This is a genomic window from Sphingomonas sp. KR3-1 (genome assembly GCF_040049295.1).
Lineage (GTDB): Bacteria > Pseudomonadota > Alphaproteobacteria > Sphingomonadales > Sphingomonadaceae > Sphingomonas.
Map to the genome: position 1 here is coordinate 1,629,487 of NZ_JBDZDQ010000001.1, position 26,220 is coordinate 1,655,706.

23 protein-coding genes are annotated in these 26,220 nt (G+C 68.0%); 12 read left to right on the forward strand and 11 right to left on the reverse strand.

What is annotated here, in order from left to right; genetic code table 11:
• Positions 1-4: 4 nt before the first annotated feature.
• The 3 genes from ABLE38_RS08020 to ABLE38_RS08030 form a co-directional block, all read right to left on the reverse strand.
• Positions 5-907 carry a transglutaminase family protein gene (locus ABLE38_RS08020; protein WP_348973632.1) on the reverse strand — a complete coding sequence of 301 codons (903 nt, stop codon included), beginning with the start codon at positions 905-907 and terminating at the stop codon, positions 5-7.
• Positions 907-3,390 carry a circularly permuted type 2 ATP-grasp protein gene (locus ABLE38_RS08025; protein ID WP_348973633.1) on the reverse strand — a complete coding sequence of 828 codons (2,484 nt, stop codon included), beginning with the start codon at positions 3,388-3,390 and terminating at the stop codon, positions 907-909. The genes ABLE38_RS08020 and ABLE38_RS08025 overlap by 1 nt, the downstream gene beginning before the upstream one ends.
• A 95-nt stretch (positions 3,391-3,485) precedes the next feature.
• A complete protein-coding gene (locus ABLE38_RS08030; protein ID WP_348973634.1) occupies positions 3,486-5,654 on the reverse strand; it encodes a TonB-dependent siderophore receptor in 2,169 nt (722 codons plus the stop codon).
• A gap of 159 nt (positions 5,655-5,813) precedes the next feature.
• On the opposite strand from ABLE38_RS08030, the gene ABLE38_RS08035 reads away from it, so the two are divergent.
• Together ABLE38_RS08035 and ABLE38_RS08040 are read left to right on the forward strand one after the other, a co-directional pair.
• Positions 5,814-6,959 (forward strand): acyltransferase, encoded by a 1,146-nt coding sequence (locus tag ABLE38_RS08035; RefSeq protein ID WP_348973635.1) that lies wholly within the window; start codon positions 5,814-5,816, stop codon positions 6,957-6,959.
• A gap of 246 nt (positions 6,960-7,205) precedes the next feature.
• Complete coding sequence (locus tag ABLE38_RS08040; protein WP_348973636.1) at positions 7,206-8,108, forward strand: TraB/GumN family protein; 903 nt, start codon at positions 7,206-7,208, stop codon at positions 8,106-8,108.
• Here the strand turns inward: ABLE38_RS08040 and ligD are convergent.
• Positions 8,105-10,621: a DNA ligase D gene (gene ligD, locus ABLE38_RS08045; RefSeq protein WP_348973637.1), complete on the reverse strand. Its 2,517-nt coding sequence runs from the start codon at positions 10,619-10,621 to the stop codon at positions 8,105-8,107. The genes ABLE38_RS08040 and ligD overlap by 4 nt on opposite strands.
• Complete coding sequence (locus tag ABLE38_RS08050) at positions 10,622-11,500, reverse strand: Ku protein (RefSeq protein ID WP_348973638.1); 879 nt, start codon at positions 11,498-11,500, stop codon at positions 10,622-10,624.
• 91 nt (positions 11,501-11,591) lie between these two features.
• Between ABLE38_RS08050 and pdxH the strand changes: the two genes are divergently transcribed.
• From pdxH to ABLE38_RS08065, 3 genes are read left to right on the forward strand one after another with little or no spacing between them, the layout of a single operon-like run.
• Positions 11,592-12,170 carry a pyridoxamine 5'-phosphate oxidase gene (gene pdxH, locus ABLE38_RS08055; protein WP_348973639.1) on the forward strand — a complete coding sequence of 193 codons (579 nt, stop codon included), beginning with the start codon at positions 11,592-11,594 and terminating at the stop codon, positions 12,168-12,170.
• The gene (locus ABLE38_RS08060) at positions 12,136-13,092 is read left to right on the forward strand and encodes a cation diffusion facilitator family transporter (protein WP_348973640.1); all 957 of its coding nucleotides are present in this window, start codon (positions 12,136-12,138) and stop codon (positions 13,090-13,092) included. The genes pdxH and ABLE38_RS08060 overlap by 35 nt, the downstream gene beginning before the upstream one ends.
• Entirely contained in the window at positions 13,089-13,880 is a 792-nt protein-coding gene (locus ABLE38_RS08065) for a PhzF family phenazine biosynthesis protein (RefSeq protein WP_348973641.1), read from the forward strand. Before ABLE38_RS08060 ends, ABLE38_RS08065 begins: the two co-directional genes overlap by 4 nt.
• 12 nt (positions 13,881-13,892) lie before the next feature.
• On the opposite strand, the gene ABLE38_RS08070 is transcribed toward ABLE38_RS08065, so the two are convergent.
• Positions 13,893-14,330, reverse strand: a complete 438-nt coding sequence (locus ABLE38_RS08070) for a type II toxin-antitoxin system VapC family toxin (RefSeq protein ID WP_348973642.1) — start codon at positions 14,328-14,330, stop codon at positions 13,893-13,895.
• A 330-nt stretch (positions 14,331-14,660) separates the two neighbouring features.
• On the opposite strand from ABLE38_RS08070, the gene ABLE38_RS08075 reads away from it, so the two are divergent.
• Entirely contained in the window at positions 14,661-15,464 is an 804-nt protein-coding gene (locus ABLE38_RS08075; protein WP_348973643.1) for a MerR family transcriptional regulator, read from the forward strand.
• Between the two features lie 220 nt (positions 15,465-15,684).
• Here the strand turns inward: ABLE38_RS08075 and mnmA are convergent, their stop codons facing one another.
• Positions 15,685-16,794: a tRNA 2-thiouridine(34) synthase MnmA gene (gene mnmA, locus ABLE38_RS08080; protein WP_348973644.1), complete on the reverse strand. Its 1,110-nt coding sequence runs from the start codon at positions 16,792-16,794 to the stop codon at positions 15,685-15,687.
• A 156-nt stretch (positions 16,795-16,950) separates the two neighbouring features.
• Between mnmA and ABLE38_RS08085 the strand changes: the two genes are divergently transcribed.
• From ABLE38_RS08085 to ABLE38_RS08095, 3 genes are all read left to right on the forward strand, one after another.
• Positions 16,951-17,178 carry a hypothetical protein gene (locus ABLE38_RS08085; protein ID WP_348973645.1) on the forward strand — a complete coding sequence of 76 codons (228 nt, stop codon included), beginning with the start codon at positions 16,951-16,953 and terminating at the stop codon, positions 17,176-17,178.
• 112 nt (positions 17,179-17,290) lie between these two features.
• The gene (locus ABLE38_RS08090) at positions 17,291-17,590 is read left to right on the forward strand and encodes a DUF1153 domain-containing protein (protein ID WP_116839339.1); all 300 of its coding nucleotides are present in this window, start codon (positions 17,291-17,293) and stop codon (positions 17,588-17,590) included.
• 179 nt (positions 17,591-17,769) lie between these two features.
• A complete protein-coding gene (locus ABLE38_RS08095) occupies positions 17,770-18,027 on the forward strand; it encodes a GlsB/YeaQ/YmgE family stress response membrane protein (RefSeq protein ID WP_348973646.1) in 258 nt (85 codons plus the stop codon).
• Positions 18,028-18,082: 55 nt separating this feature from the next.
• On the opposite strand, the gene ABLE38_RS08100 is transcribed toward ABLE38_RS08095, so the two are convergent.
• Entirely contained in the window at positions 18,083-18,802 is a 720-nt protein-coding gene (locus ABLE38_RS08100) for an SIMPL domain-containing protein (protein ID WP_348973647.1), read from the reverse strand.
• 81 nt (positions 18,803-18,883) lie between these two features.
• Positions 18,884-19,144: a GlsB/YeaQ/YmgE family stress response membrane protein gene (locus ABLE38_RS08105; RefSeq protein WP_348973648.1), complete on the reverse strand. Its 261-nt coding sequence runs from the start codon at positions 19,142-19,144 to the stop codon at positions 18,884-18,886.
• 244 nt (positions 19,145-19,388) lie between these two features.
• Between ABLE38_RS08105 and ABLE38_RS08110 the strand changes: the two genes are divergently transcribed.
• From ABLE38_RS08110 to ABLE38_RS08120, 3 genes are all read left to right on the forward strand, one after another.
• Entirely contained in the window at positions 19,389-20,582 is a 1,194-nt protein-coding gene (locus tag ABLE38_RS08110) for an efflux RND transporter periplasmic adaptor subunit (RefSeq protein WP_348973649.1), read from the forward strand.
• A gap of 11 nt (positions 20,583-20,593) precedes the next feature.
• Complete coding sequence (locus ABLE38_RS08115) at positions 20,594-23,749, forward strand: efflux RND transporter permease subunit (RefSeq protein WP_348973650.1); 3,156 nt, start codon at positions 20,594-20,596, stop codon at positions 23,747-23,749.
• Between the two features lie 91 nt (positions 23,750-23,840).
• Positions 23,841-25,046, forward strand: coding sequence for a DUF445 domain-containing protein (locus tag ABLE38_RS08120; RefSeq protein ID WP_348974466.1), 1,206 nt, complete (start codon positions 23,841-23,843; stop codon positions 25,044-25,046).
• On the opposite strand, the gene ABLE38_RS08125 is transcribed toward ABLE38_RS08120, so the two are convergent.
• Positions 25,043-25,489: a pyridoxamine 5'-phosphate oxidase family protein gene (locus ABLE38_RS08125; protein ID WP_348973651.1), complete on the reverse strand. Its 447-nt coding sequence runs from the start codon at positions 25,487-25,489 to the stop codon at positions 25,043-25,045. The genes ABLE38_RS08120 and ABLE38_RS08125 overlap by 4 nt on opposite strands.
• 49 nt (positions 25,490-25,538) lie before the next feature.
• The gene (locus ABLE38_RS08130) at positions 25,539-26,210 is read right to left on the reverse strand and encodes an HAD-IB family hydrolase (protein WP_348973652.1); all 672 of its coding nucleotides are present in this window, start codon (positions 26,208-26,210) and stop codon (positions 25,539-25,541) included.
• Between the last annotated feature and the right edge of the window lie 10 nt (positions 26,211-26,220).

Here is a 26,220-nt window from a genome sequence, read left to right on the forward strand (position 1 = left end):
AGGGTCAGGCAGCGGGTTCTTGCACTGGCTCGTCTAGCGGCTCGACATCGACCGACACATGCATGTCCTGCGCGCCCGATCCCAGGACGATGCCGTCGATCGGCGCGATCTCGGCATAGTCGCGGCCGATCGCCATCACGACATGGTCCTCGGCCATCCAGATGCCGTTGGTCGGATCGACGCCGACCCAGCCCAGCTGCGGCCCGGCCCAGACCAGCACCCAGGCATGCGTCGCATCGGCACCGACCAGCCGCGGCTGGCCCGGCGGCGGCAGCGTGCGCAGATAGCCCGAGACATAGGCGGCGGGCAGCCCGGCGGCGCGCAGCCCCGAGATCATGATCTGCGCAAAATCCTGGCAGACCCCTCTCCGCTTGTCGAAGGCGGCGCGCGGCGGCGTATCGACCAGGGTCGCGCTGGGATCGAAATCGAATTCGCGCTGGATCTGGCTGGCGAGCGCATAGGCCGCCTCCAGCACGCCGCGCGTCGGCTCGAGATCGGGCGCGCACCAGGCGGCGATCGCGGGATCGAGCGGGATCTGCGGCGAGGGAAAGAGATAGGCGGCGGGGCCGGCCGGCGACATGTCGCGGCTCGCGCGCGCCAGCCGGGCGATCTCGGCCAGCGTGGGATCGGTGGGCGACGGCACCGGGATCGGCCGGTTGACCCGGACGCGCGCGCTGCTCTCGATGGTCAGCATGTTCGCCGGCTGCTCGACCACCAGCCGCACGACATTGGCGAGCCCCGCCTCTGCCCGCGCCGGAAAGACGCGCCCGCCCGGCTCGACCGACAGCGCATAGTCGAGCACTTCCTGGCCCGACCACAGGATCGGCTTCAGCCGCAAATTGCAGCGCGCGAAGCCCACCGGCTGGGCATAGTCGAACCGCGTCACATGGCGGATGCGATAGAGCATCAGGCGAGGACGAGCCCGGCGGCGCGCAGCGGCTCGGAGCCCTGCAGGAAATAGCGCCGGGCGATCGCATCGGAGAGGAAGCCGAGGCGCAGGTCGAGCCCGGCGAGGAGAGTGTCGTCGAGCCGCATCGCGTTGGTCGTCACCAGGATCGCGGCGAGCTCGCGCGCCTGCTCCTGCTGCGGCTCGGCCAGCCCGTCGTCCGACAGCACCGGCAGCTTGTTGAGGTGCGCCGAGATCGCCGCGACCTGGAAGGCGATGCCGCGCGGGTTGCCCGGATCGAGCGTCACCAGATCGAGCACCGGCACCCGGCCGATCCCGGTGAGGTAGCGCTGGCGATAGCTGATCTGGCTGTCCGCCAGGTCGAGCAGCGTGCCGAGATCGTCGCTGGTCGCGTCGCTCCGGCCAAAGGCGCGCAGGAAGCGCAGCGTCGCCATCGCGCGCTCGACGCGGCGGCCCATGTCGTGAAAGCGCCAGGCATCGGTGCGCCCCATATGCTCGGCGGCGAGCCCGGCCAGCGCGGAATAGCGGCGCTGGAGCGATCCGGCCTTTTCGAGCAGCGTGCCGCGCGTCGGGAAGGGCGCGTCGAGCAGGCGCACCATGTCCGCCGCCAGCCGGTCGCGCGAGACTTCGCCGATGCCCTTGGCCTGGGCGTTGATCGCAGCGACGCTGTACCAGCCCTCGCCATCCTCGAGCGCGGTGCGGGCAAGCTGCGTCAGGTCCGCGCGCTTGAGGCCCGGCGGCACCGGTGCCGCGTTGCTGGCGACCAGGATGTCGGCGAGGCGGCGCACCGTATCGGCGGCGAGCGCCGCGCCGGTATCCGCGCTGATCGAATTGCCGAGCAGCACCCGGATCACGCCCAGCTGCGCCTCGCCGCGCTCCAGATAGCGGCCGAGCCAGAACATGTTGTCGGCAACGCGGCTGGGCAGCGTGCCGGGATTGCGACGCAGCTGGGTGGTGTCGCCCGAGGGAAGCAGCGAGACCGGCTCGACCGCCTCGGGGCCGTGGACGCAGACATCCGCCGACCACATGCCCTCGCCCATCACCGCGGCGCGGGCATCGGCATGCTCGCCGATCCGGGCAAAGCCGCCGGGCAGCACCGTCCAGGCGCCGTCCGCCCCGCGCGCAGCGAATACCCGCAGCGTGAAGGGGCGCGCGGCGAGCCGGTCGTCGGCGACCACCGGCATGGTCGAGAGATGGACGATCTCCTGCCCGACATAATCCTGCGGCCGGCGCGCCATGTCGGCGAGCAGCGCGGCGCGCGCCTCGCCGCTGAGCGCGCTGCCCAGCACCGGCTTGCCCTCGGGCAGGCCCAGCGGCGTGGCGCCGAACGCCGGCTTGACCAGAAGCCGGTCGAGCTCGGCCTCGACATGGCCGCGCGCCTCGTCCTGCCCGCACCACCAGGTCGCGATATTGGGGAGCTGGAGCGGCGCGCCGGTCAGCAGTTCGGCGAGCCTGGGCAGGAAGGCGGAGAAGGCCGGCGCCTCGAGCAGCGCAGCGCCCGGCGCATTGGCGATCACGACATTGCCGGCGACCATCGCATCGACCAGTCCGGGCACGCCGATCGTCGAATGGCTGTCGAGCGCTAGCGGATCGATCAGCCGCGGATCGACGCGGCGCCACAGCGCATCGACGCGCTTCAGCCCGGCGATGGTGCGCACATAGAGCTGCTCGTCGAGCACCGCGAGATCGGCCCCCTCGACCAGCAGCCAGCCGAGATAGCGCGCGAGATGCGCCTGCTCGGCATAGCTCGGGTTGAACCGTCCGGGCGTGAGCAGCGCGATGCGCGGCTCGGCGCGGCGGCAGCGCGCGGCCAGCCCTTCGCGGAAGGCGGCGAAGAAGGGCGCGTGGCGGGCGATGTTGAGCCGGGTCTGCAGGCCGTCCAGCGTCTGCGCCATCGCCAGCCGGTTCTCGAGCGCATAGCCGGCGCCGGCGGGCGCCCGCAGATGGTCGGTGAGCACGCGCCAGCTGCCGTCCGGCCCGCGGCACAGGTCCATCGCCACGGCCTGGAGGTGATAGCCGCCGGGCGGCACGAGATTGGTCAGCGGGCGCAGGAAGAACGGGCTGCCGGTGACGACCGCGGCGGGAACATGGCCGTCGGCGACGAGCCTGCCCGCGCCGTAGAGGTCGGCGAGCACGGCCTCGAGCACTTCGGCGCGCTGGGCGATGCCGGCGGCGATGGTCTGCCATTCGGCCTGGGGGATCAGCAGCGGCACGGGCGAGAGCGGCCAGGGCCGCTCCTCCCCTTCGCCGGCGATGCGGAAGCCGGTGCCGATATCCTCGGCATGGCGGTGCGCCCGCTCGCGCGCCGTCTCCAGGCTCTCGCCGGCGAGCCCGGCCAGCTCCTCGAACATCGCCTGCCACGCGGTATCGCCGGCACCCCGCGTGCACAGCATGTCGTCGTCGCGGCCGGACGCGCAATAGTCCGCGATCCACCGGTCGGCGATCACGCCCGCGTCGAACAGAGATGCGGCGCTGCTCGCCAAATATCGTCCCCAGCTACTCGGGGGGACTAGTGGGGCAATCCCTGCTGCGTGGCAACATGGAACGGGGAAGGCGCGATACCTTCCCCGCCCGGATCTCAGAACTTGTAGCTCGCGCCCACCGTGAAGTTGCGCGGCGAACCATAGCGATACTGGCTGTAGAAGCCGACCTGGCTGTAATAGGTCTTGTCGAGCAGGTTCTCGACATTGGCCTGGAGCTGGAGCCGCTCGGTCACCGCGAAGCGCGCCATCAGGTTCACCAGCGCATAGCCGTCCTGCAGGAAGGTGAAGGGTGCGGCGGTGACGGGGTTGGTGCCGGTCGAATAGGCCTTGCTGCGATAGTTCACGCCGCCGCCGATCGTGAAGCGATCGACCGTGTAGGTGGTGAACAGCTTCAGCAGCCGGCGCGGCTGGTCGGTGTTCGCCGGCACGTCATTGGCGTCCTCGGCCTTGAACTGGCTGTAGCCGAAATTGATGTTCCAGCCCGGCAGCGGCCGGCCGGTCGCCTCGATCTCGAAGCCCTGGCTGACCACGCCGTCGGCGGCGCGATAGGGCTGGAGCGTCTGGCCGCCGGCGACCGGGATCGGCAGCCCGTCGACCTGGCCGACATTGTCCTGCTCGATGCGGAACAGCGCGACCGAGGTCTGCAGCGCCTCGTTGAAGAAGGCGCTCTTCACGCCGACCTCATAAGCCTTGCCCTGCAGCGGATCGAGCAGGTTGAGGTTGCGGTCGTACAGGTTCTGCGGCTGGAAGATCTTGGTGAAGCTCGCATAGAGCCGGTGGTTCGAGGTGATGTCGAGCAGCGCGCCGAGATAGGGGATGAAGACGTTGTCGTCGCCATAATCGCTCGGCCCGCTCCAGGCGAAGCCGGTCTGGTGCCAGCTGGCGATGCGCCCGCCCGCGATGATCTTGAACGGATCGGCGACGTTGAGCCGCACCGCGCCGTAATAGCCGTCCTGGACGATCCGCTCCTGCTCGTTGCGGACCGGCGTGGTGCCCCAGACCGGCTCGGGGAAGGCCGCGCCGCCCTCGCCGACGAGCGGCACGTTCGCCGCCCAGTCGTTCAGCCCGGCACCCCAGGCCGGATTGTTGCGCGTGTACGGCGCCACATAATTGTCGGTGTGGCGGTTGAGGATCGAGTGCAGCGCGCCGAGCACGACTTCATGGTCGCGGCCGAACAAGGTGACGGCACCCTTGATCTGCCCGTCGAAGCTGTCCTGCGTGCTCTCGCCCTTCGATTTGTAGGGATTGCTCGATTCGATCGTGCCGGTCGCCTTGTCGACATTGCCGTAGAGGTAGAGCAGCTGGGTGTCGCTGGCGTTGCGCAGGCGGTTGTAGTTGAGCATCACGCTCCACTTCTCGCCGATCTGCTGGCGCACGGTGGCGAAGACGTTGAGGTTGGTGCTGTTCCACCGCGTCCAGTCCGCCGCGGTGCTCTGCGAGCGCGCGAGATGCGTGGTGGTGCCGTCGGTATAGAAGGTCGGCAGCGCGCCCCACAGCGCGCCCTGCGGCTTGGTATCCTGGTAGCTCACGCCGGCGCGGACGAGCGTGGAGTCGGTCACATCGGCATCGACCACGCCGTACAGCACGTACTTCTTGTTGTGGTAGAGATCGATATAGCTGTCGCCCTGCTCATAGCGGCCGACGGCGCGGGCGCGGATACGGCCATTGGCGGTGAGCGCGCCGCCGACATCGCCCGAGAAGCGCCAGGTGTTCCAGCTGCCATAGGAGGCGCTGACATAGCCGGTCAGGTCCTTGGCATCGGCATGCTTGCGAACGAGATTGACCGAGGCGGAGGGGTCGCCCGCGCCCGACAGCAGACCGGTCGCGCCGCGCACGATCTCGACGCGCTCATAGACCGAGACGTCCATGCTGGTCTCGCCGTTCGCGCCGGCCAGCGTCCAGGCCGCCGGCACGCCGTCGATCTGCGTGTTCCGGATCTCGAAGCCGCGCGCATAGAAGGAGTTGCGCACGTCATCGACTTCGTTGACCGCGACGCCCACGCCATTCTCGATCACGTCGGCAACGGTGATCAGGTTCTGGTCGAGGATGCGCTGCGCCGTGACGATGCTCACCGATTGCGGCGTCTCGCGCACGGTGAGGCCGAGGCCCGTGGCGGTGTCGATCTTGTCGGGGATCGTATAGCGGCCGCTGACCACGATCGCGCCGTCCTCGGCAGGCTTCTGGGCGTCTTCCGTCTGGGCGAAGGCGGGCGTGGCGAGCGCGGACAGCGCCACGCCGAGACAGAGAGAAAGCTTCAGATTCAACTTGAGGACCCCTTTTGGCGGATTCGCACGCCCTGCTCGGCGCTTCGCGGAGGCCATTAGCGCTATTGCGAGTGATTTGCAACTAAGCGGATGACGCAGGCGCGGCCTTGCGATTTCCCGGGCGAACCGACACCAAGGCAGAAGCAAAAGGGGGAGCGGATGGCGGAGATCGCAGCAGGCGCGGCGCAGGCGGAAACGCCCGATCGCACGGCGACCGGCAAGGAGCATTTCGAGGTGCTAGACGGGCTGCGCGGCACTGCGGCGCTGCTCGTCGTGCTGTTCCACATCCAGGGCATCACCGTGATGTGGGACGGCGCCAAGGTGGTGCTGCACCATGCCCCGCTCGCAGTCGATTTCTTCTTCGCGCTGTCGGGATTCGTGCTCGGCTATGCCTATGACGATCGCTGGCCGAGGATGCCCACCGGCCATTTCCTCGCGCTGCGGCTGATCCGGCTGCACCCGCTGGTCGTCCTCGGCGCGCTGCTCGGGCTGGCGAGCTATCTGCTCGATCCCTTCGCCACGCCGGCCCAGGCGGCCACGCCGCTGCGCGCGGTGCTGACGGCCTTCGCGATGTGCCTGTTCGCGCTGCCGACCTGGTCGCTGCCCAATCGCTGGACCGACACGCATCCGCTCAATGGCCCGATCTGGACGCTGTTCCAGGAATATATCGGCAGCCTCGCCTATGCGCTGCTGCTGCGCCGTCTGCCCAACGCCGCGCTCGCGGCGATCGCGGTGCTGAGCGGGATCCTGCTGATCGTCACTGCCACGATGTTCGGCTCGCTCGACCAGGGCTCCTATTGGGAGACCTTCTGGATGGCGCCGGTGCGGCTGTGCTTCCCGTTCGTCACCGGGCTGTGGCTCTTCCGGGTCCGCGACCGGCTGCCCAGGCTGCGGCTCGGCTGGCTGCCGCTGTCGTTGGCGATGCTCGCGATCACGGCCTTCCCCACGCTGGCGCCGATCGGCGGGATCAAGGTCAACGGGCTCTACGAGGCGCTATGCGTCGTGCTGCTCTTCCCCGCGATCCTCGTCGCCGGCCGCCATTCGGAGCCCGGGCGCGGCATGCTCTGGCTGTGCAAGGCGAGCGGGCGCATCTCCTACCCGATCTACATCACCCATTTCCCCTTCCTCTATGTCTGGATGAACTTCGTCGCGACCGGCCGGGCCTCGACCGGCGAACTGCTCGCGATCGGCACCGCGCTGGTGCCGTTCCTGCTGCTGGTCGCCTGGGCGGCCTATGCCGGGTGGGACGTGCCGATCCGCAGGCGCCTCGGCGCCTGGCTGCGCGCCGGGCGCCTCGCACGCTGAGGCACGCTTGACTCATTTCGATATTTAGCTAAACGTCATTTTATGGACAGAGTCTTCAACGCGCGGGCGGCCCCGACTCGCCGCAAGGTGCTCGATCCGCGGCACCGGGGGCCGATGACGACGGGCGAGCGCAGCCCGCGAAGACGCCGCCGCCTGACCCGCTAACCCGCTTCCGCTCCCACCGCCGTCACGCCGCGCCAGCCCCGCGGCGAGCGAAGACGCGCGCCTTTCCCATTGGAGGTCCCTATGATCGCACGTCGCTTCCGCCTGCTTGCCTGTCTCGCCCTGCTGCCCGCGGGACCAGTTTCCGCGCAAACCGCGGCGCCCCCGCCTGCGCCGGCCGAGGCTGCCGCCGATCCGGCACTCTGGGTAGTCCGCGATGCCGACACGACGATCTATCTGTTCGGGACGATCCATTTCATGCGTCCCGGCACGGCCTGGCAGAGCCCCAAGGTTGCCGCCGCGCTCAAGGCGTCGGAGACGCTGGTGCTGGAGATCGCCGACCCCGATAACCAGGCCGCGGTCGCCCCGCTCGTCCAGCGCTATGGCCTGTCGCCCGATCGCCCGCTCTCCTCGTTGCTCACGCCCGCCGAGCAGGCACGGCTCGGCCAGGCAGCGGCGGCGATGGGGCGCAGCGCGGCGCAGCTCGATCCGATGCGCCCCTGGCTCGCCGGCGTGATGCTGTCCTCGGCGGTAATCCTGCGCGGCGGCTTCGATCCCGCCTCGGGAATCGACCTGGCGCTGCGTCGGGACGCGATCGCTGCGGGCAAGCCGGTGCTCGGGCTGGAGAGCCTGGCTGACGAGATGCGCATGCTCTCGAACTTTCCCGAAGAAGGTCAGCTCGGTTTCCTGCGCAAGACGCTCGCGGATTTCGACGTCGCGCCGGTCGAACTGGAAAAGCTCGTCCGGGCATGGCGCACCGGCGATGCCGAGGCGATCGACGCGATCAGCCTGGCGCCGTTGCGCGCGACCCCGCGCGTCTACCAGGCCGTGATCGTCGAGCGGAATCGCCGCTGGGCCGAGGAGCTGCGCACGATGCTCGCCGGCAAGGGGCATTACTTCGTCGCGGTCGGCACGATGCACCTGGTCGGGCCGGACAGCGTGCTGCGGCTACTCGGCCCGGGCGTCACCGTCGAGCGAGTGCGCTAGACGTCCGGCAGCACCTGGTCGGCGAGACCCCAGCCCTGCAGCGCGCGGCCGGTGGCGCGCTCGAGCAATTCCGCTGTGTCGCGGATCGAGAAATGCTTGGGGCTGTCGATCTCGCGCAGCTCGCTCCAGGTGACCGGCGCCGCCACCGGCGCGCCTTCGCGGGCACGCGCGACATAGGGGAGCACGGCGGTGCTGCCGCGCTGGTTGCGCAGATAGTCGATGAAGATCTTGCCCTTGCGGTGCACCTTTTTGAGGTTGGCGGTGAAGCGCCCGGGCTCGGCTTCGCTCAGCGCCCGGGCGAAGCGCTCGCAGAAGCTCTTCGCCTCGGGCCATTCGGCCTTGGGCACCAGCGGCACCACCACGTGCACGCCCTTGCCGCCCGACAGCAACGGCCAGCTGGTCAGCCCGATATCGGCGAGATGGTCCTTCAGGTCCGCCGCCGCCTGCTTCACATCGGCCCAGTCGAGCCCCTCGTCGGGATCGAGGTCGAACACCAGCCGGTCGGGCTTCTCGACATCGGCGACCAGGCTGCCCCAGCCATGGAACTCGATCGTGCCCATCTGGACGCAGGCCAGGATCCCGTCGGCATCGCTGACATAGAGATAAGGCTCGACCGATCCGTCCTTCTCGCGAATGTCGACCTGATGGACCTGCTCGCCGAAGCTGCCGGCGTCGTGCTTCTGGAAGAAGCAGGCGCGCGCCCGGCCCTGCGGGCAGCGGACCAGGCTGATCGGGCGGTTGGCGAGCCAGGGCAGCAGGATCGGCGCGGTCGCGAGATAATAGTCGGCCAGGTCGCCCTTGGTCAGCCCGTCGCCGGGGAAGATCACCCGCTCGCGGCTGCTGATCCTGATCGCCGAGTGCGGCGGCTCGGGCAGCGGCGCGGGCTTCTCCGCGACCACCTCCTTCGCCTTCTTGTCCTCGCGCAGCCCGATGAAGCTTGCGTGGCGCACGACATTCTCGGCAGTGAACTCGGCAAAGGCGACTTCCGCGACCAGGCTGGGCTTCAGCCAATGCGCGCCGCGCGCCTCGGCCCGGGGCACCTCGGCGGCGGGCTTGTCGGCGGCGATCTTGTCGAAGCGGCTGCGCAGGTCGTGCAGCGTGTCCATCGTAAAGCCGGTGCCGACCTTGCCGGCATAGACGAGGCCGTCGGGCCCGTTCACCCCGAGCAGCAGCGAGCGGAAGCCGCGCCCCCTGGCGGTGGAGGGCGACCAGCCGAGGATCACGAATTCCTGGCGGCGGATGCACTTGGTCTTGAGCCAGGCCTTGCTCCGCGTGCCGCGATAGGGCGCATCGGCGCGCTTGGAGACCACGCCCTCATAGCCTTCGCGGCACATCGTCTCGAACAGCTTCTCGCCGCTGCCCAGCACATGTTCGGAGAACTGGATGCGCGGGTCGGCGCCCGCGAGCAGCGCGCGCAGCCGCTCCTTGCGGGCGAGCTGGGGCAGCTTGGTCAGGTCCTCGCCGCCGGCTTCGAGCAGGTCGAAGGCGAACATCGTCAGCCCCTCGCCGCCGCTGGACAGCGCCTCCTGCAGCGAGGAGAAATCGGGCTTGCCGTCCTTGAACGCGACGATCTCGCCGTCGATCAGCGCCGGCCCGGGCAGCGATTTCGCCGCTTCGGCGATGCCGGGGAAGCGATCGGTCCAGTCGAGCCCGGTGCGCGTGTAGATTTTCGGGCCCTTGCCGCCGAGGCTGAGCAGCGCGCGATAGCCGTCATATTTCACCTCGTGCAGCCACTGGTTGCCCGCCGGCACCGTGTCGACCAGCGTGGCGAGCTGGGGCGGGCGGAACTTGGGATTCTTCATTCCTCCCCCAGAGGGGGAGGGGGACCGCCGCGCAGCGGTGGTGGAGGGGGCCTTCCGCGCGCGATCCGCCTGTGGCGCTCCCCCTCCACCAGCTGCGCTGGTCCCCCTCCCCCTGCCGGGGAGGATCTTGGATGGCTTCACCCCCTCCGCGATCTCCTGCATCGTCCGCCCGGTCTTGACACTGGTCAGCGCGGTCTCGACCAGCGCGTCGGTCGCGCCGGCAAATTGGTCGTCGATCTTGCGCAGCAGCCAGTTCTCGTTCTTCTGCTTGCCGCGCGGCTTCAGGCGGATCAGCAGCCACTCGCCCTGCATCCGCTCGCCCTCGAGCGTGAAGTGGAGATGGCCCTTCTCCAGGTCCTTCGCGCTCTTGCCCGGAATCGGCGCCCATTGGCCGTCGTCCCACAGCATCACCGTGCCGCCGCCATATTGTCCCTTGGGGATCGTCCCCTCGAAATCGGCATAGGAGAGCGGGTGATCCTCGGTGCGCACCGCCAGCCGCTTCTCGTTCGGATCGAGGCTCGGCCCGCGCGTCACCGCCCAGCTCTTGAGCACCCCGTCGATCTCGAGCCGGAAGTCCCAGTGGAGCCGCGTCGCGTCATGCTTCTGGACCATGAAGCGATGGCCCGTGCCCTTGGCGATCTTGCCCGCCGGCTCCGCGGTCTTGGCGAAATCGCGCTTGGCGTTGTACTTCGCGAGGGGATCGGTCGCCATTTATGCCCGCTTCCGCGCCGGCGCCTTCTTCGCGGGCGCCTTGTCTTCCTTCACCGGCCTGGTCTTCACGGCCTTGCTGGTCTTTGCCTCGGGCTTCTCGAGCGACTTCTTGAGCGCCGCCATCAGGTCGACCACGTTCGAGCCGCGCGCGGCGCTGCCCTCGTCCTTGTCCTCGATGATCTTGCGGCCCTTGGCCTTCTTCTTGCGCTCGATCAGCTCGTGCAGCGCATCGACATAGCGATCGTGGAACGCGCCGGGATCGAACTTTGCCACCTTCTTGCCGATCAGGCTCTCGGCCAGCCCCAACAGCTCGGGATCGGGCGCGTCATCGGGGATGTCGCGGAAATAGCCCTGCGCCTTGTTGACCTCATCGGCATAGCGCAGCGTCTCCAGCACCATGCCGCGCCCGCACGGCTTGAGGCTCACCACATATTCGCGCCCGCGCATCGCCAGCTGGCCCAGCCCGACCTTGCGCGTCCGCTTCAGTGCCTCGCGCAGCACGATGAACGCCTCTTCCGCGAGATCGTCGGCGGGCACGACGAAATAGGGCCGCTCATAATAGAGCACGTCGATCTCGTCGGCGTCGACGAACTGGGTGAGCTCGAGCGTCTTCTTCGATTCGAGCTTCACCGCGTCGATCTCGTCCTGCTCGAGCAGGACATATTCGCCCTTCTCGACCTCGAACCCCTTCACGATCTCGTCGGGCTCGACCGCGCCCAGCCCCGGCGCGACCTTCTCATACTTGATCCGCTTGCCGCTCGGCTCGTGGATCTGGTGGAAGCTGATCTGCGCGCCCGATTTGGTCGCGGTGTAGATCTCGACGGGGATCGAGACGAGCGCCAGCCGTATCTGCCCCTGCCAATAAGCCCGCGCCGCCATCACTCGCCTCCTTCGTTGCGAAGCCGATTCAATGTGCCAGCAAAGGAGTCGTTCCTCGACACCTCTTTAGTGGGGCGGTAGAGCGCGGCGCATGCGCACCGATCCCTTCGAACTGTTCGACGCCTGGTATCAGGAAGCCCGGGCGAGCGAGCCCAACGACTCGAACGCGATGGCCCTGGCGACGGTGAATGCCGACCTCCAGCCCTCGGTGCGGATGGTGCTGCTCAAGGGCCACGGCCCGGACGGCTTCGTCTTCTACACCAACCGCGAGAGCCGCAAGGCGCAGGACCTGCACGACGGCGCCAAGGTCGCCTTGCTGTTCCACTGGAAGTCGCTGCGCCGCCAGATCCGCATCGAGGGCCCGGTCAGCTTCGCGACCGATGCCGAGAGCGACGCCTATTTCGCCAGCCGCGCCCGCGATTCGCAGCTCGGCGCCTGGGCGTCGGACCAGTCGCGCCCGCTCGACAGCCGCGAGACCTTCGAGGCGCGCTTCGAAGCGGCCAAGGCGCGCTTCGAAGGGCAGGACGTGCCCCGTCCGCCGCATTGGGGCGGGTACCGCGTCACCCCGTCGCGAATCGAATTCTGGCAGGACCGCGCCCACCGCCTGCACGAGCGCCGGCTGTTCACCCGCGCCGATGGCGGCTGGTCCGAAGGCCTGCTCTACCCGTGAGTATCTGGCCGTGACCAACCTCGCCCGCCGCGCCGCCATCGCCAGCGTCTGCAGCGCGCTGCTGCTCGGCGGGCTCAAGGCATGGGCCGTCGTCCAGACCGGCTCGGTCGCGGTGCTCGCCAGCCTGGCCGATTCGGTGCTCGACCTGTTCGCTTCTTTGGTCACCCTGGGCGGCGTCCATTGGGCGGCGCAGCCGGCCGACGAGAAGCACCGCTTCGGGCACGGCAAGGCCGAGGCGCTCGCCGCGCTGCTCCAGGTCGTCGTCATCGCCGTCTCGGCGCTCGCCATCCTGATCCGCGCGATCGATCGCTTCCGCACCGGCGACATCGCTGCCTCGCCCGAATCTGGCATTGCGGTGAGCCTGGTCGCGATCGCCGTCACGCTCGCGCTCACCCGCTACCAGGCGCATGTCGTCCGCCAGACCCGCTCGGTCGCGATCGGCACCGATCGGATCCATTATACCTCCGACCTGCTGCTCAATGCCTCGGTGATCGCCGCGCTGCTGCTCGATGCCTGGGGGCTGCGCGGCGCCGACCCGCTGTTCGGCATCGCCATTGCCTTCTGGCTGCTGTTCGGCGCCTGGCGCGCGTCCGAAGCCGCGATCGACCAGCTGATGGACAAGGAATGGCCCGAGGAGAAGCGGAACGCATTCGTCGAGGTCGCGGCGCGCAACCCCGCGCTCCGGAGCCTGCACGACCTGCGCACGCGCTCGAGCGGCAACCTCGACTTCGTCCAGTTCCACATCGCGATGAATCCGGCGATGACGATCCTCGAGGCGCATGACGTGGTCGAGGCGCTGGAGAAGGAGCTGTGCGCGGCATTCCCCGGCACCGAGATCCTGATCCATGTCGATCCCGAGGGCCATGTCGACGAGCCCGAAAACCCGATGATCGAAGCCAATCTGCTGAAGGACGCCCCGTGATCCTGCCTTTCGCCCAGATCGACGCCTTTGCCGACCGTGCCTTCACCGGCAACCAGGCCGCGGTGATGCCGCTCGGCGAATGGCTGGCCGACGACGTTCTCCAGGCGATCGCCGAGGAGAACAATGTCGCCGAGACCGCCTTCCTCCTCCCCGATGCCAGCGGCGCGGCCGATTTCGAGCTGCGCTGGTTCACTCCCGCGGTCGAGGTCGCCTTGTGCGGCCATGCCACGCTGGCGAGCGGCCATTTCATCCTCTCCGCCGATCCGGCGCGCGACGGCGTCACCTTCCGCACCCGCAAGGCCGGCGTGCTCGAAGTGCGCCGCGACGGAGATGCCTATGCCATGGCGCTCCCCGCCTATCCGCCCGAGCCCGCAGAAGTCCCCGGCCTGCTCGACGCGCTCGGCGTCGATCTCGGCGAGACCTGGCAGCATCCGAACGGCTATGACCTGACCGTGCTCGACAGCGCCGAGGCGGTGCTGGCGCTCAAGCCCGATTTCAAGGCGCTCGCCGCGATCGGCCACACGCTCAACATCGTCACCGCGCCCGGCAAGGGCACCGACGTGATCAGCCGCGTCTTCGCCCCCGCCGCCGGCATCGACGAGGATCCGGTCACCGGCTCGGCGCATTCGGTGCTGACGCCCTATTGGGCCAGGCGCCTCGGCCGCGACACGTTCAGCGCCTTCCAGGCGAGCAAGCGCGGCGGCCATGTCGCCTGCGGCCTCGCCGGCGACCGGGTGATCCTGGGCGGCAAGTGCGTCACGGTGATCGTGGGGGAATTCGCGCTGTGAGCACTACTGCGATCAGCATCCAATCACATCGAGATAGTCAGGTTTTTCCCCCGCAATTGCCCGGATAATTCCATCTCGCGTGACGAGAGGTATCCGCCGCACACGCGCCGTGGCTATGAGGAAACAGTCTCCCGGATCCCTGTGGCCGGTGATGGTTACCACTTCAGCCGCCTCGCATGAGATACGCTGACGGATAGGGACAATCTTCGCCCCGGTAACCCGTACCGCTTCTCGAAACCAACGGCCGGGAGAATCCTCTCCCAAATGCGGCCGGCCAGCCACCCGATTCTTCTTGGTCGCAATGGATAGCTCCCAAGCGGTAACCGGCGACACGAACAGCGTTCCTGCTTCCTGATTTTCACCAATCGCTACCAACGCTTCTTCAAGAAGCTCCTCCTCGCCACTCACAAGCCAGAAAAGCGTGTGCGTATCGAGAAGAATCCCGGGCAATGATCAGCGCTTTGCGCCAGTTTCGGGCTTGCGTCGGCTCGTGCCTTTTGCCGCTTGAGATGCAATGGGCTTTGTAAGATCAACGCTCTTCTTGAGCGTGATGTGCCCTTTCAAAGCTCCGGCGCCACGAACGGTAACAAAGCGCCCGGATTTAGAATCACGGACTATTGTCTCGGTCGTATGCGCCTTCGCCATACGTACATATATAATCGATCGGCCGCGCTGATTCAAAGCTTCTCCGACGCGATCATCGCCTTCCTGAAGTGAATCGCCGCTTGCGCCGGCCCCAGGGGCAGGCCCGATAGGGTGATTCGTTCGAGAAAGGATGCCGTGTTGGCCAAGCCTGGTCCGTCTCTCCGCTCCGCCGAAGCCGCGCGCCGCCTGGGCGTCAGCGGCAAGGCGCTGCGCCTCTACGAGGCACAGGGCCTGGTCCGGGCCGAGCGGACCGCGGCGGGATGGCGCGTCTATGGGCCCGAGCAGATCGCCCGGCTCCACCAGATCCTCGCGCTCAAGAGCTTCGGCTTCCCGCTCGCGCGGATCGCCCAGCTCCTCTCCGGCGGACTGCCCGACCTGGCGGCCTTCCTCGCGCTGCACGAGCAGGTGCTGCGCCAGGAGGCCGCACGCATCGACCAGGCGCTGCGGCTCCTGGGGGCGGCGCAGGCCCGGCTGGCTGCACAAGGCGGCCTTTCCTCGGACGACCTGATGGACCTGACCAAGGAAACCGTGATGACCGATACGCCCGACGAAACCCTCGCCGCCGCCTATGAAAACATTGCCGCCAGGCATTTCACTTCCGAGGATCGCGCGACGCTCGCCGCCAATGGCTATGCCGGCATGGCGATGCCCGATACCGGCTGGGACGCGCTGCTCGCCGAGGCGGGGCGTTTGATACGGGCCGGCGACCCCGGCTCGCCCGAGGCGATGGACCTCGCCCGGCGCTGGATGGGCAAGGTGTTCGAGGCGACCGGCGGCGATCCGGCGCTGACCCGCAAGCTGCGCGACGTCGCCCGCGAGACGCACGAGCAGCCCGCCTTCGCCGCCGCCTCGCCTTCGTCGAACGCGATGATGGATTTCGTCGCCCAGGCCTATGGCGCGGCGATCGCGGCGGGACTCATGCCCAAGCCGGAGGGCTGAGGCGCGGCCACGCTCCGTCCTGCCCGGGAGCGGAGGCGCGGGGCTGGTAATGTAGGATTTCGTCTGGTCTACGCTTGTAGATGCAGCCGCGCCGCGCCCTTTCCGTCCCTGCATTTCGCCTTCGCGCCGAGCGGCGCACTCGGCCGGATGCCGCCGCGAGGCGCAAGGCACCGGTGGCGCGCGCGTGAATGTCGCGGCTTTTGTGACTTTCCGGCCCGAATCAGGCCGGCAGCAGCTCGGCGCGTTCGGTCTCGGCGATCCAGCCGCCGCCGAGCACCCGGTCGCCGGCATAGAGCACCGCGGCCTGGCCGGGCGCCACGCCATATTCGGGCGACTCGAACACCACGCGCCCGTCCTCGAGCCGCGCCGGCACCGGCTTGGCGAGGCTGCGCACCTTGGCGGTGAGCGGGCCGGCATGGTCGCCGCCCAGCCAGTTGATCCCCTCGATTCGCGCCGCCCGCACCGCAAGCGCGCGCTTGGGGCCGACGATCACCTGCTTCGATGCCGGATCGAGGCGCAGCACATAATAGGGCTCCGCCGCGCCGCCGATCTCGAGTCCGCGGCGCTGGCCGACGGTGAAGTGGATCAGCCCCTTGTGGCGGCCGAGCACCTTGCCGCCCTCGTCGACGATCTCGCCGCCGGTCTCCGCCTCGGGGCGCAGCTTCTTGACCAGCGAGGCATAGTCGCCATCGGGGACGAAGCAGATATCCTGGCTGTCGGGCTTGCCCGCCACGCCCAGCCCGAGCTCGGCGGCGAGCTCGCGCACCAGCGGCTTGGGCATGCCGCCGAGCGGGAAGCGCAGGAAATCGAGCTGCGCCGCGGTGGTGGCGAACAGGAAATAGCTCTGGTCGCGCGCCGGATCCTGCGCGCGGTGCAGCTCGGCGCCGGCCGGGCCGACGACGCGGCGGACATAATGGCCGGTGGCGAGGCAGTCCGCGCCCAGGTCGCGGGCGAGCGCGAACAGGTCGGTGAACTTGGGCCCCATGTTGCATTTCACGCACGGGATCGGCGTGCGGCCGGCGAGATATTCGTCCGCGAAATCGTCGATCACCTCGCGCTTGAAGCTCGAGGCGTGGTCGAAGACATAATGCGCGATGCCCAGCCTGTCGCAGACGGCGCGCGCGTCGCGGATGTCGCGGCCGGCGCAGCACGAGCCGGCGCGGCCCACCGCTTCGCCGTGGTCGTAGAGCTGCAGCGTGACGCCGATCGTCTCCGCGCCGGTGGCGGCGGCGAGCGCGGCCACCACCGAAGAGTCGACGCCGCCGGACATGGCGACGACGATGCGGCGGGCCTGCATCGGCCCTTCGAGCTGGAAGTCTCCTGCGATCATGATCGCGCGCATTTAGGCACTCGTACTTCTCCGCGCCAGTGTGGTTGGATTCCGGTAACCCTGGTTAAGCGCACGTTTTCACCTGCTTTACGGACCCTTCAAGACTTTGCGCTAGACCACGTCATCCGAGATCAACTTGTCGGATGGGTAAAGAGCGTGGACCTGAGTTTCGCCAGATTGGAACGCGACGTGGCGGTTACCGCCATGCCGACCGAACTGGCGGTATTGCTGGTCGGTGTGGCGGCGCGCCAGGCGGCGAGTCCCACGGCCCGCGCGCAGGCACGGCTGGGGCTGATCGCTCCGGTCGAGCAGCTGCTCGCGCCGGCGCACGGAGCATTTCATGCCTCCGCGGCGCACGCCCTGGCCCGTCGGCAAGAGGAATGAAGAGCGCGTTTACCGCGGCGTTTTAGCCGTTGTTCAAGCGTGCCGAATATCGATTGCGGTTGAGTGTTGCAGTGTTGCGTAGCGGGGGCCCCCCGCCCCGAAAGGCGAGTAGATGATTGAGAACCAGAAGATCCGTCCGGCGAAAGTGATTGGCCCGCTCGGCGAGCCGCTGACGCTGGATACGCTTCCCCCGCCCGAGACGACTCGCTGGGTCGTGCGCCGCAAGGCCGAAGTGGTGGCAGCGGTGAATGGCGGCCTGCTCAGTGTCGACGAAGTGTGCGAGCGCTACGGCCTGACGGTCGAGGAGTTTGCCGGCTGGCAGCGCGCGATCGACCGGTCGGGCATGCCGGGCCTGCGCGTCACCCGCATCCAGCATTATCGCTCGCTCTACGAGCGCCAGCAGAAATACTGAGCTCCTCCCTCAAGGAGCAATTGGGCCCGCTCCCGGTGCGCCGGGGCGGGCCTTTTTCTGTGTAAATCCCTGAAAGTTCCGATGCACCGCAAAATTTCGGTACGGAACCAACATGACCGCCCGCTCATTTTTCTTCCGTCGCCCGATCCACGGGCCGAAACAAAACGGAGGGACTTATGGTGGGTCTTATCGTTTGGCTTGTCATCGGCGGTGTCGTCGGTTGGCTTGCCAGCATCGTGATGCGTACCGATGGCCAGCAGGGCATCTTTCTCAATATCGTCGTCGGGATCGTCGGCGCCTTTGTCGGCGGCTGGCTGTTCGGCGGCGGCGACATCAACAGTGGCGTGATCACTCCGACCACGTTCCTGGTGTCACTGGTCGGCGCGATCATCCTGCTCGCGATCGTCAACCTGGTTCGCCGCGGCTCGCTGCGCTAACCCGGTAGCACATCGAAAAGGGGCCGCCCCGGCGAGGGACGGCCCCTTTTTCACGTCATTTGAGCAGGAAGCGCACCGAGACGTTGACGCTCAGCTCGCGCTCGCCGGCGAGCACCTCCAGGCTGTCGGCGACCATGCCGGCCTTGGCCCGCATCATCATCGGCGCCGGTGCCGGCGGCAGCGAACCGCTCTCCGAGATCGCCAGGATGCGATCGACCTTGAGCCCCGCCGCCTGGGCATAGAGCTCGGCGCGCGCCCGCGCCTGCTTGATCGCGTCCACCCGCGCCTCGTCCTGCGCCGCTTCGGGCTTGTCGATGGTGAGGTTCGGCCCGGAGATGTCGTTGGCGCCCTCGCTCACCAGCGCATCGAGGATCGCGCCGCTCTTCGCGACGTCGCGGAAGCGGATCGAGAGCTGGTTGGTCGCCTGGTAGCCGGTGATCACCGGCGGCTTGTTGTCGGCATAGCGATATTGCGGGCTGAGGCCGATCCGCGAGGTCTGGATGTCGCGCTCGGCGATCCCGGCCTTGCGCAGCGCCGCCAGGACCCTGGCCATCTGCGCATTGTTCTGCTGCATCGCCGCGGCAGCGGTCGCCGCCTGGGTGACGACGCCGGCCTGGATCACCGCCAGATCGGGCACGCGGGTGCTGGTGCCGGTGGCGCTGATGTCGAGCACCGTCCCGTCGAGCAGCACCGGGCGCGCCTCGGTCTGCGCGGCAGCGGGCAGCGCCGCGACCACGAACAGTGCGGTAGAGGCGGCAAGGGCAACACGGATCATCGATACGCTCCTAAAATGACTTGTCCCGCACGCAGCCATGCCGCGCGCGGGACAAATGCAAGCTGAACGAAATCGGGTTTCTCAGGCGCGGCGCACCATGATCAGCCGATACAGCGCCAGCAGCACCACCGAGCCGGCGGTGGCGGCGGCATAGGAGCGCCAGGTGCTCTGCGTCACGTCGAGCCCGAGCATCGGCGACAGATAGAAGGCGATCAGCGCGCCGGCGATGCCGATCAGAATCGTCACGATGATCCCGCCGGGATCCTTGCCCGGCATGATCAGCTTGCCCAGCACACCGGCGACAAGGCCAATGAGCAGCCACCCTAGAATACCATGCGGCATAGATCCCTCCTCGATTCGGCCCGTCTCCCCCGGACCGGGCAGGAACGTTGCGCTACTGCGACTCCATTGCAACCGTTTCTTATCGGAAACGGTGCCAGAAACATCCCGGATACTTGCGGAAAAAGGCCGAAACGGGCATTTGCCGCGCCGCAAGCGAAACGGCACTTGTGGCCGGTGCCTTATTCATCTAATACAGTGCGATCTATTGGGGGCATCGGCCATTCGGCCGGATCGGATGTCGCACATGAATTACGAGGCAGGGATGTTCGGACGACAGGAGCGGCTGGAGTATACGGGTGACGAGGCGCCGAAGTCGCGGCGCTGGCTTTGGATCACCCTGGCCGTGGTGGCGGTGATCGCCATCGCCGCCTTCTTCATGATGGGCAAGCAGGACGGCGCCGCGGGCAAGCAGGCCGCCGCCAAGAATGCGTCCAAGGCGAACTCCCAGATCCCGACCGTCACGGTCGCGATCCCGGGCCGCCAGTCGATCCAGGAAGTGATCAGCGGCACCGGCAGCCTGGCCGCCAAGCGCGAGATGCCGGTGGGTGTCGCCGGCGAGGGCGGCCTGGTCACGCGCGTCTTCGTCGAGCCGGGCGTCTGGGTGAACAAGGGCCAGGTGCTCGCCACGGTCGATCGCTCGGTGCAGGTGCAGACCGCCGAATCGCTCGGCGCGTCGGTGCGCGTCGCCGAAGCCGATGCGCGGCTCGCCCAGGCCAATCTCGAGCGTGCGCAGAAGCTCGTCTCAGGCGGCTTCATCTCGAAGGCGGACATCGACCAGAAGACCGCGACCCGCGACCAGGCCAATGCCCGTGTCCGCGTCGCCCGCGCCCAGCTCGCCGAGACCCAGGCCCGCAACGGCCGCCTCGACATCCGCGCGCCGGAAGCCGGGCTGGTGCTCACCCGCCAGGTCGAGCCGGGCCAGATCGTCAGCGCCGGTTCGGGCGTGCTCTTCCGCATGGCGATGGGCGGCCAGATGGAGCTGCGCGCGCAGCTTGCCGAGGCCGACCTCCAGCGCACCCGCGTCGGCTCGACCGCGCAGGTGACGCCGACCGGCAGCACCCAGGTGTTCAGCGGCTCGGTGTGGCAGGTCTCGCCGGTGATCGATCCGAACACCCGCCAGGGCATTGCCCGCATCCAGCTGAGCTACAACCCGGCGCTCCGCCCGGGCGGCTTCGCCAGCGCGCAGATCATCACCGGCTCGAACAGCGCGGTGATCCTGCCCCAGTCGGCGATCCAGAGCGATGCGCAGGGCAACTATGTCTACACGCTCGATGGCAAGGACCAGGCGATCCGCACCCCCGTCACCACCGGTGAAGTCACCGATGCGGGCGTGTCGATCACCCAGGGGCTGAGCGGCAGCGAGCGCGTGGTGATGACCGCGGGCGCGTTCCTCAATCCCGGCCAGAAGGTCATCCCCCAGCTCCTCAAGAAGCAGTAAGGGCGCGCGTCATGAGCTTCCGGAATATCTCCGCCTGGGCGATCCGGAACCCGGTTCCGCCGATCGTCCTGTTCCTCTTCCTCACGGTGGCTGGCCTGGTCAGCTTCAACCGGATGGACGTGAACAACAATCCGGACATCGATTTCCCGATCGTCTGGATCTCGATCAGCCAGCCGGGCGCCGCCCCGAGCGAGCTCGAGACGCAGATCACCCAGCAGGTGGAAAGCGCCGTGCGCAGCCTGCAGGGCATCGACGAGATCAACTCGACGGTGACCGAGGGCAATTCGCAGACCGTCGTCCAGCTCGCGATCGGCACCCCGATCGACCGCGCGGTGGAAGACGTGCGCAGCGCGATCCAGCAGGTTCGCGGCAACCTGCCCGACGGCATCCTCGAGCCGCAGATCGGCCGCGTCGATTCGGCGAGCGACAACGATATCGCCAGCTTCACCGCGATCGCGCCCGACATGACCGTCGAGCAGCTCAGCTGGTACATCGACAACACGGTCGCCAAGAGCCTGCTCTCGATCGAGGGCATGTCCGCGGTGAACCGCAATGGCGGCGTCAACCGCGAGATCCGCGTCCAGATCGACCCGGCCAAGCTCCAGGCGTACGGCCTCACCGCCAGCCAGGTGAACCAGCAGCTGCGCGCGGTGAACATGAACGCCGCCGGCGGCCGCGCCGAGATTTCCGGATACGAGCAGTCGGTCCGCGTGCTCGGCAACGCCAAGGACGCCTATACGCTCGGCGAGACGCAGATCTCGGTCGGCAATGGCCGCACCATCCGCCTGTCCGACATCGCCAACGTGCAGGACAGCTATGCCGAGCTGCGCAGCACCGCGCGATTCAACGGCCATTCGGTGATCTCGTTCGACATCCAGCGCGCCAAGGGCGCGTCGGACGTGACGATCTATCACGAGGCCCAGAAGAAGCTCGATCAGCTCGAGAAGAACAACGACAAGGTCCATTTCGAGCTGCTCGCCAACTGGAGCAAATACGCCGAGCAGCAATATGATTCGGCGATGGAAGCGATGATCGAGGGCGCCGTGCTCGCCGTCATCGTGGTGCTGATCTTCCTGCGCGACTGGCGCGCGACGGTGATCTCGGCGCTCGCCATCCCGCTTTCGTCGATCCCGGCCTTCTGGTTCATGGACCTGCTCGGCTTCACGCTGAACCAGATGACGCTGCTCGCGCTTTCGCTGGTCGCCGGCGTGCTGGTCGACGATGCGATCGTGGAGATCGAGAACATCGTGCGCCACATGCGGATGGGCAAATCCGCCTATCAGGCATCGATCGACGCGGCCGACGAGATCGGCATCGCCGTGCTCGCCACCACCATGTCGATCGTCGCGGTGTTCCTGCCGGTCGGCCTGATGCCGGGCATCTCGGGCCAGTTCTTCAAGAATTTCGGCCTCACCGTCGTCGCCTCGGTGCTGATGAGCCTTGCCGTCGCGCGTCTCGTCACGCCGATGATCGCGGCCTATTTCCTCAAGGCGCATGGCGAGGCCAAGCACGGCGACAACATGCTGATGCGCGGCTATGTGAAGCTGCTGCGCTGGACGCTGCGGCACCGCTGGGCGGCGATCGTCGGCTTCTGCGCCTCGCTCGCGCTGACGATCGGCATGTTCTTCATCCTGCCGATGACCTTCCAGCCGACCCAGGACGAGGACCAGGTCACCGTCAATGTCGAGATGGTGCCGGGCACCACGCTCGAGCAGACCGACCGCATCGTCCACCAGGTCGCCGAGCGCCTGCGCCCCGAGCCGAACGTCGAGAATCTCTATGAGCGTGCCAGCGTCGGCTCGGGCCGCGTGCTGGTGAAGCTCAAGGACAAGCGCACCGAGACCAGCGACGAATTCACGCGTCGCCTGGCCCCCGACCTGCTCAAGATCCCCGATGCCCGGGTCGGCTTCCGCGCCCAGGGCGGCTGGGGCTCGAGCGGCCGCGCGCTGACGGTGACGCTGGGCGGCGAGGATCCCGTGCTGCTCACCCAGACCGCGCTCAAGCTGGTCGAGCAGATGTCGAAGATGCCGGAAGTCGTCGCGCCGCGGATCGCGGGCGACCTCAACCGGCCGGAGATCGTGATCAAGCCCCGCCTCGACCTGGCGGCGAACCTCGGTGTCACCACCGCGGCGCTGTCCAGCGCGATCCGCATCGCGACGCTGGGCGACATCGACCAGAACAGCGCCAAGTTCTCGCTGTCCGATCGCCAGATCCCGATCCGCGTGGCGCTGGAGGAGAATGCCCGCGCCAAGCTCGACACGATCAAGAACCTGCCGGTGCAGACGCAGAATGGCGGTTCGGTCCAGCTCGGCACCGTGGCGGACATCGCCTTCGGCACGGGCCCGACCAAGATCGAGCGCCTGAACCTGCAGCGCCGCGTCGTCGTCGGTGCCGACCTGGCGACCGATCCCAAGACCGGCAAGGCCGTCGTCTCGGGCGTCGCGCTCCAGAAGATCCACGAGCTGCCGGTGATGAAGGCGCTGCCGATCGGCGTCGCGGAAATGACCGTGGGCAACCAGAAGTGGCAGGCGGAGATGGTGAAGAACTTCATCATCGCGCTGATGTCGGGCGTGTTCCTGGTCTTCGCGGTGCTGGTGCTGCTCTATCGCCGCTTCATGTCGCCGCTGGTCAACATGGGCTCGCTGCTCAACGCGCCGCTGGGCGGGCTGCTCGCGCTGTGGATCGCCGGCCAGCCGATCTCGATGCCGGTGCTGATCGGCGCGCTGATGCTGTTCGGCATCGTCGCGAAGAACTCGATCCTGCTCGTCGACTTCGCGCTGGAGGAGATGGCCAAGGGCGTCGACAAGTTCACCGCGATCGTCGACGCCGGGCACAAGCGCGCCCAGCCGATCGTGATGACCACGGTGGCAATGGTCGCGGGCATGATCCCGACGGCGCTGTCGCTCAACGGCGACAGCTCGTGGCGCGCGCCGATGGGCATCACCGTGATCGGCGGCCTGATCCTGTCGACGCTGCTCACGCTGGTGATGGTGCCGGCGCTGTTCAGCCTCGCGGTCGGCCTCGAGCACTGGCTCGGACCGAAGCTGTCGCGCCGCCTGCTCACCTACAAGCCGGGCGACGATGGCAGCCGGGTGATCGGCCAGTCGCATGGCGGCGGGACGATCGAGCACAAGCCCGGGGACGACGCGCCGCAGCCTGCGGAGTGAACTTGATCCCGTCTGATGTATTGGGGAGTGCGTGACCTTGTCGCGCGCTCCCCTTTCTTCATCGGAGCCGGTGCCCGCCGGCCTCCGCCAGATGCGCCTGGTCGCCACCGGCCTGCTGATCGCGATGGCGGCGCTGTTCCTGCTCGCCCGCGCGTTCGACGCCGTCCATCCGGCGTTCGGCTATGTCCGCGCCTTTGCCGAGGCGGCGATGGTCGGCGGCCTGGCCGACTGGTTCGCGGTGACCGCGCTGTTCCGCCACCCGCTCCATTTGCCGATCCCGCACACCGCGATCATCCCGCGCAACAAGGACCGGATCGCCTCCACCCTCGCCCAGTTCCTCCGCGACAATTTCCTCACCCCCAAGGTCGTCGCACGGCGGATGCAGCGGCTCGACATCGCCGGCGCGGCGGGGCGCTGGCTCGCCAACCCGGTGCATGGCGACGGCCGGATCGGGCGCAGCGCCAGCCGCCTCGCCGCCGATTTCCTCGAATCGCTCGACCAGGAGCGGCTGGGCGGCATGGCCAAGGGCGCGATCGCCGCGCGGTTGCGCGGGATCGACCTCGCCCCGCTGCTCGGCCAGGCGCTCGGCGCCGCGATCGCCAAGAACCGCCACCTGCCGCTGCTCGACGGGATGATCCGCTGGGCGGGACGGATGCTGGCGATGAACGACCATCTGATCCGCGAGATGGTCCACGCCCGCGCCGGCGGCATCATGCGCTGGACCGGGCTCGACGAGACGCTCGCCAACAAGATCATCGAGGGGCTCGACAAGCTGCTGACCGAGATGGCCGAGGATCCCGAGCATCCGCTGCGCCGCAAGGCCGAGGAGGGGCTGGAGCGCTTCGCCGATGACCTCCAGCACAAGCCCGAGCTGCGCGAAAAGGTCGAGGCGTTCAAGCTCGAGATGCTCGAGAACCAGGCCTTCCAGAAGTGGATCGACGGGCTGTGGGAAACCAGCCGCGCCGCGCTGCTCCGCCTGGCGCGCGATCCCGGCAAGGCGCTCGGCGGCCGGATGGGCGAGACGCTGCGCCAGTTCGGCGTCACCCTCCAGCAGGACAAGCGCCTGGCCGACACGATCAACCGCTTCGCGCGCCGCAGCGCGGTCGGCGCCGCCACCGATTATGGCGACGGCATCGTCCGGCTGGTCTCCGACACGATCCGCGGCTGGGACGCGCAGACCGTCACCGGCCGGCTGGAAAACGCCGTCGGCCGCGACCTGCAGTATATCCGCATCAACGGCACGCTGGTCGGCGGGCTGGTCGGCGTCGCGATCCACATCGTGGACGCGCTGCTCTAGGCCGCCACGCCCTCCAGCACGATCTCGCCCTGGTCCTCGCCGTCCCAATAATGGGCGCGCGTGCCATGGACCTTGATCAGCACCAGCCCCGGCGTGTCGACGCCCTGCTTGAACCACATCGACAGGCCCTTGGTCCAATGCGCCTCGAACGCCGCCTTGTCGCGGATCAGCTCGGCGCGGCCCTCGATATGGACGAAGACCGGCTTCATGCCGAGCAGCCCGCCCTTCGCCTGGAAGCCCAGGCCGACATTGGCGTCCGCGCCGATATCGGCGATCAGCCGCGTGTCCTCGCAGGCGAAGAACCAATTGTCGCCGTCATAGTCGACGTCGCGGTTGTTGCTCATCGGGCGCGCGGCGATCGCGCCATTCTCGGTGTGCGTGGAGAGCATCGCGAAATCGACGTCCTTCATCAGTTCAGCGAGCTCTTTCAGAGTCTTGGCCATTTTTTCCTCTCCACAGGATCTGCTGGGCCAAGAACGAACGCCGCCGCGATTATCTCCAGTCGAAAAGCGGCCAGCCCTTCTCGACCGCAAGCTTCTGCAACGGCCCATGCGCGTTGACCGCATAGCCCTCGTCCGCCCAGGCCAGCATCGGCGCGTCGGAGACATGGTCCGAATAGGCCCGGATGTGCGCGCTGCCACGCGGAATGCCCTGCCCCGCCATCCAGCTCTCGATTCTTTGGAGCTTTACGGGGCCGTAACAGTTATCCCCTTCGATCAGGGAGAGAATCCGGCCTTGCCCATCGCGCTTCGCCTCGGTTGCGATCACATCGTCGATGCCCAGGCGGCGCGCGATCGCGGCGGCGTAATAGCCATGCGAGGCCGTCGCCATGACGATGCGATAGCCTTGGGCCCGGTCCGCAGCGATCCGTTCGCGCGCGCCGTGGAGCACGCCGTGCGTAGCTTCATGCTCGGCAAAGGCTTCGGCGACCGCCGCCATTTCCGCCGGCGTCAGCGCCCCGCCGAGCAGCAGGCGCTGCGAGAATTGCTTGAGGCCCACCCGGTCGGTCAGCTTGAGCAGATAGCCCAGGCCCGCCACGCCCACCGCCGGGAACAGCGCCAGCCGCCACGGCGCGCGCCGCTTCGCCGCCGCGATCAGGAACCGCGTCCAGGTCGGTGCCGCGGTGATCGTCTTGTCCATGTCGTAGATTGCAAGGTATCGCATTGAGACATCT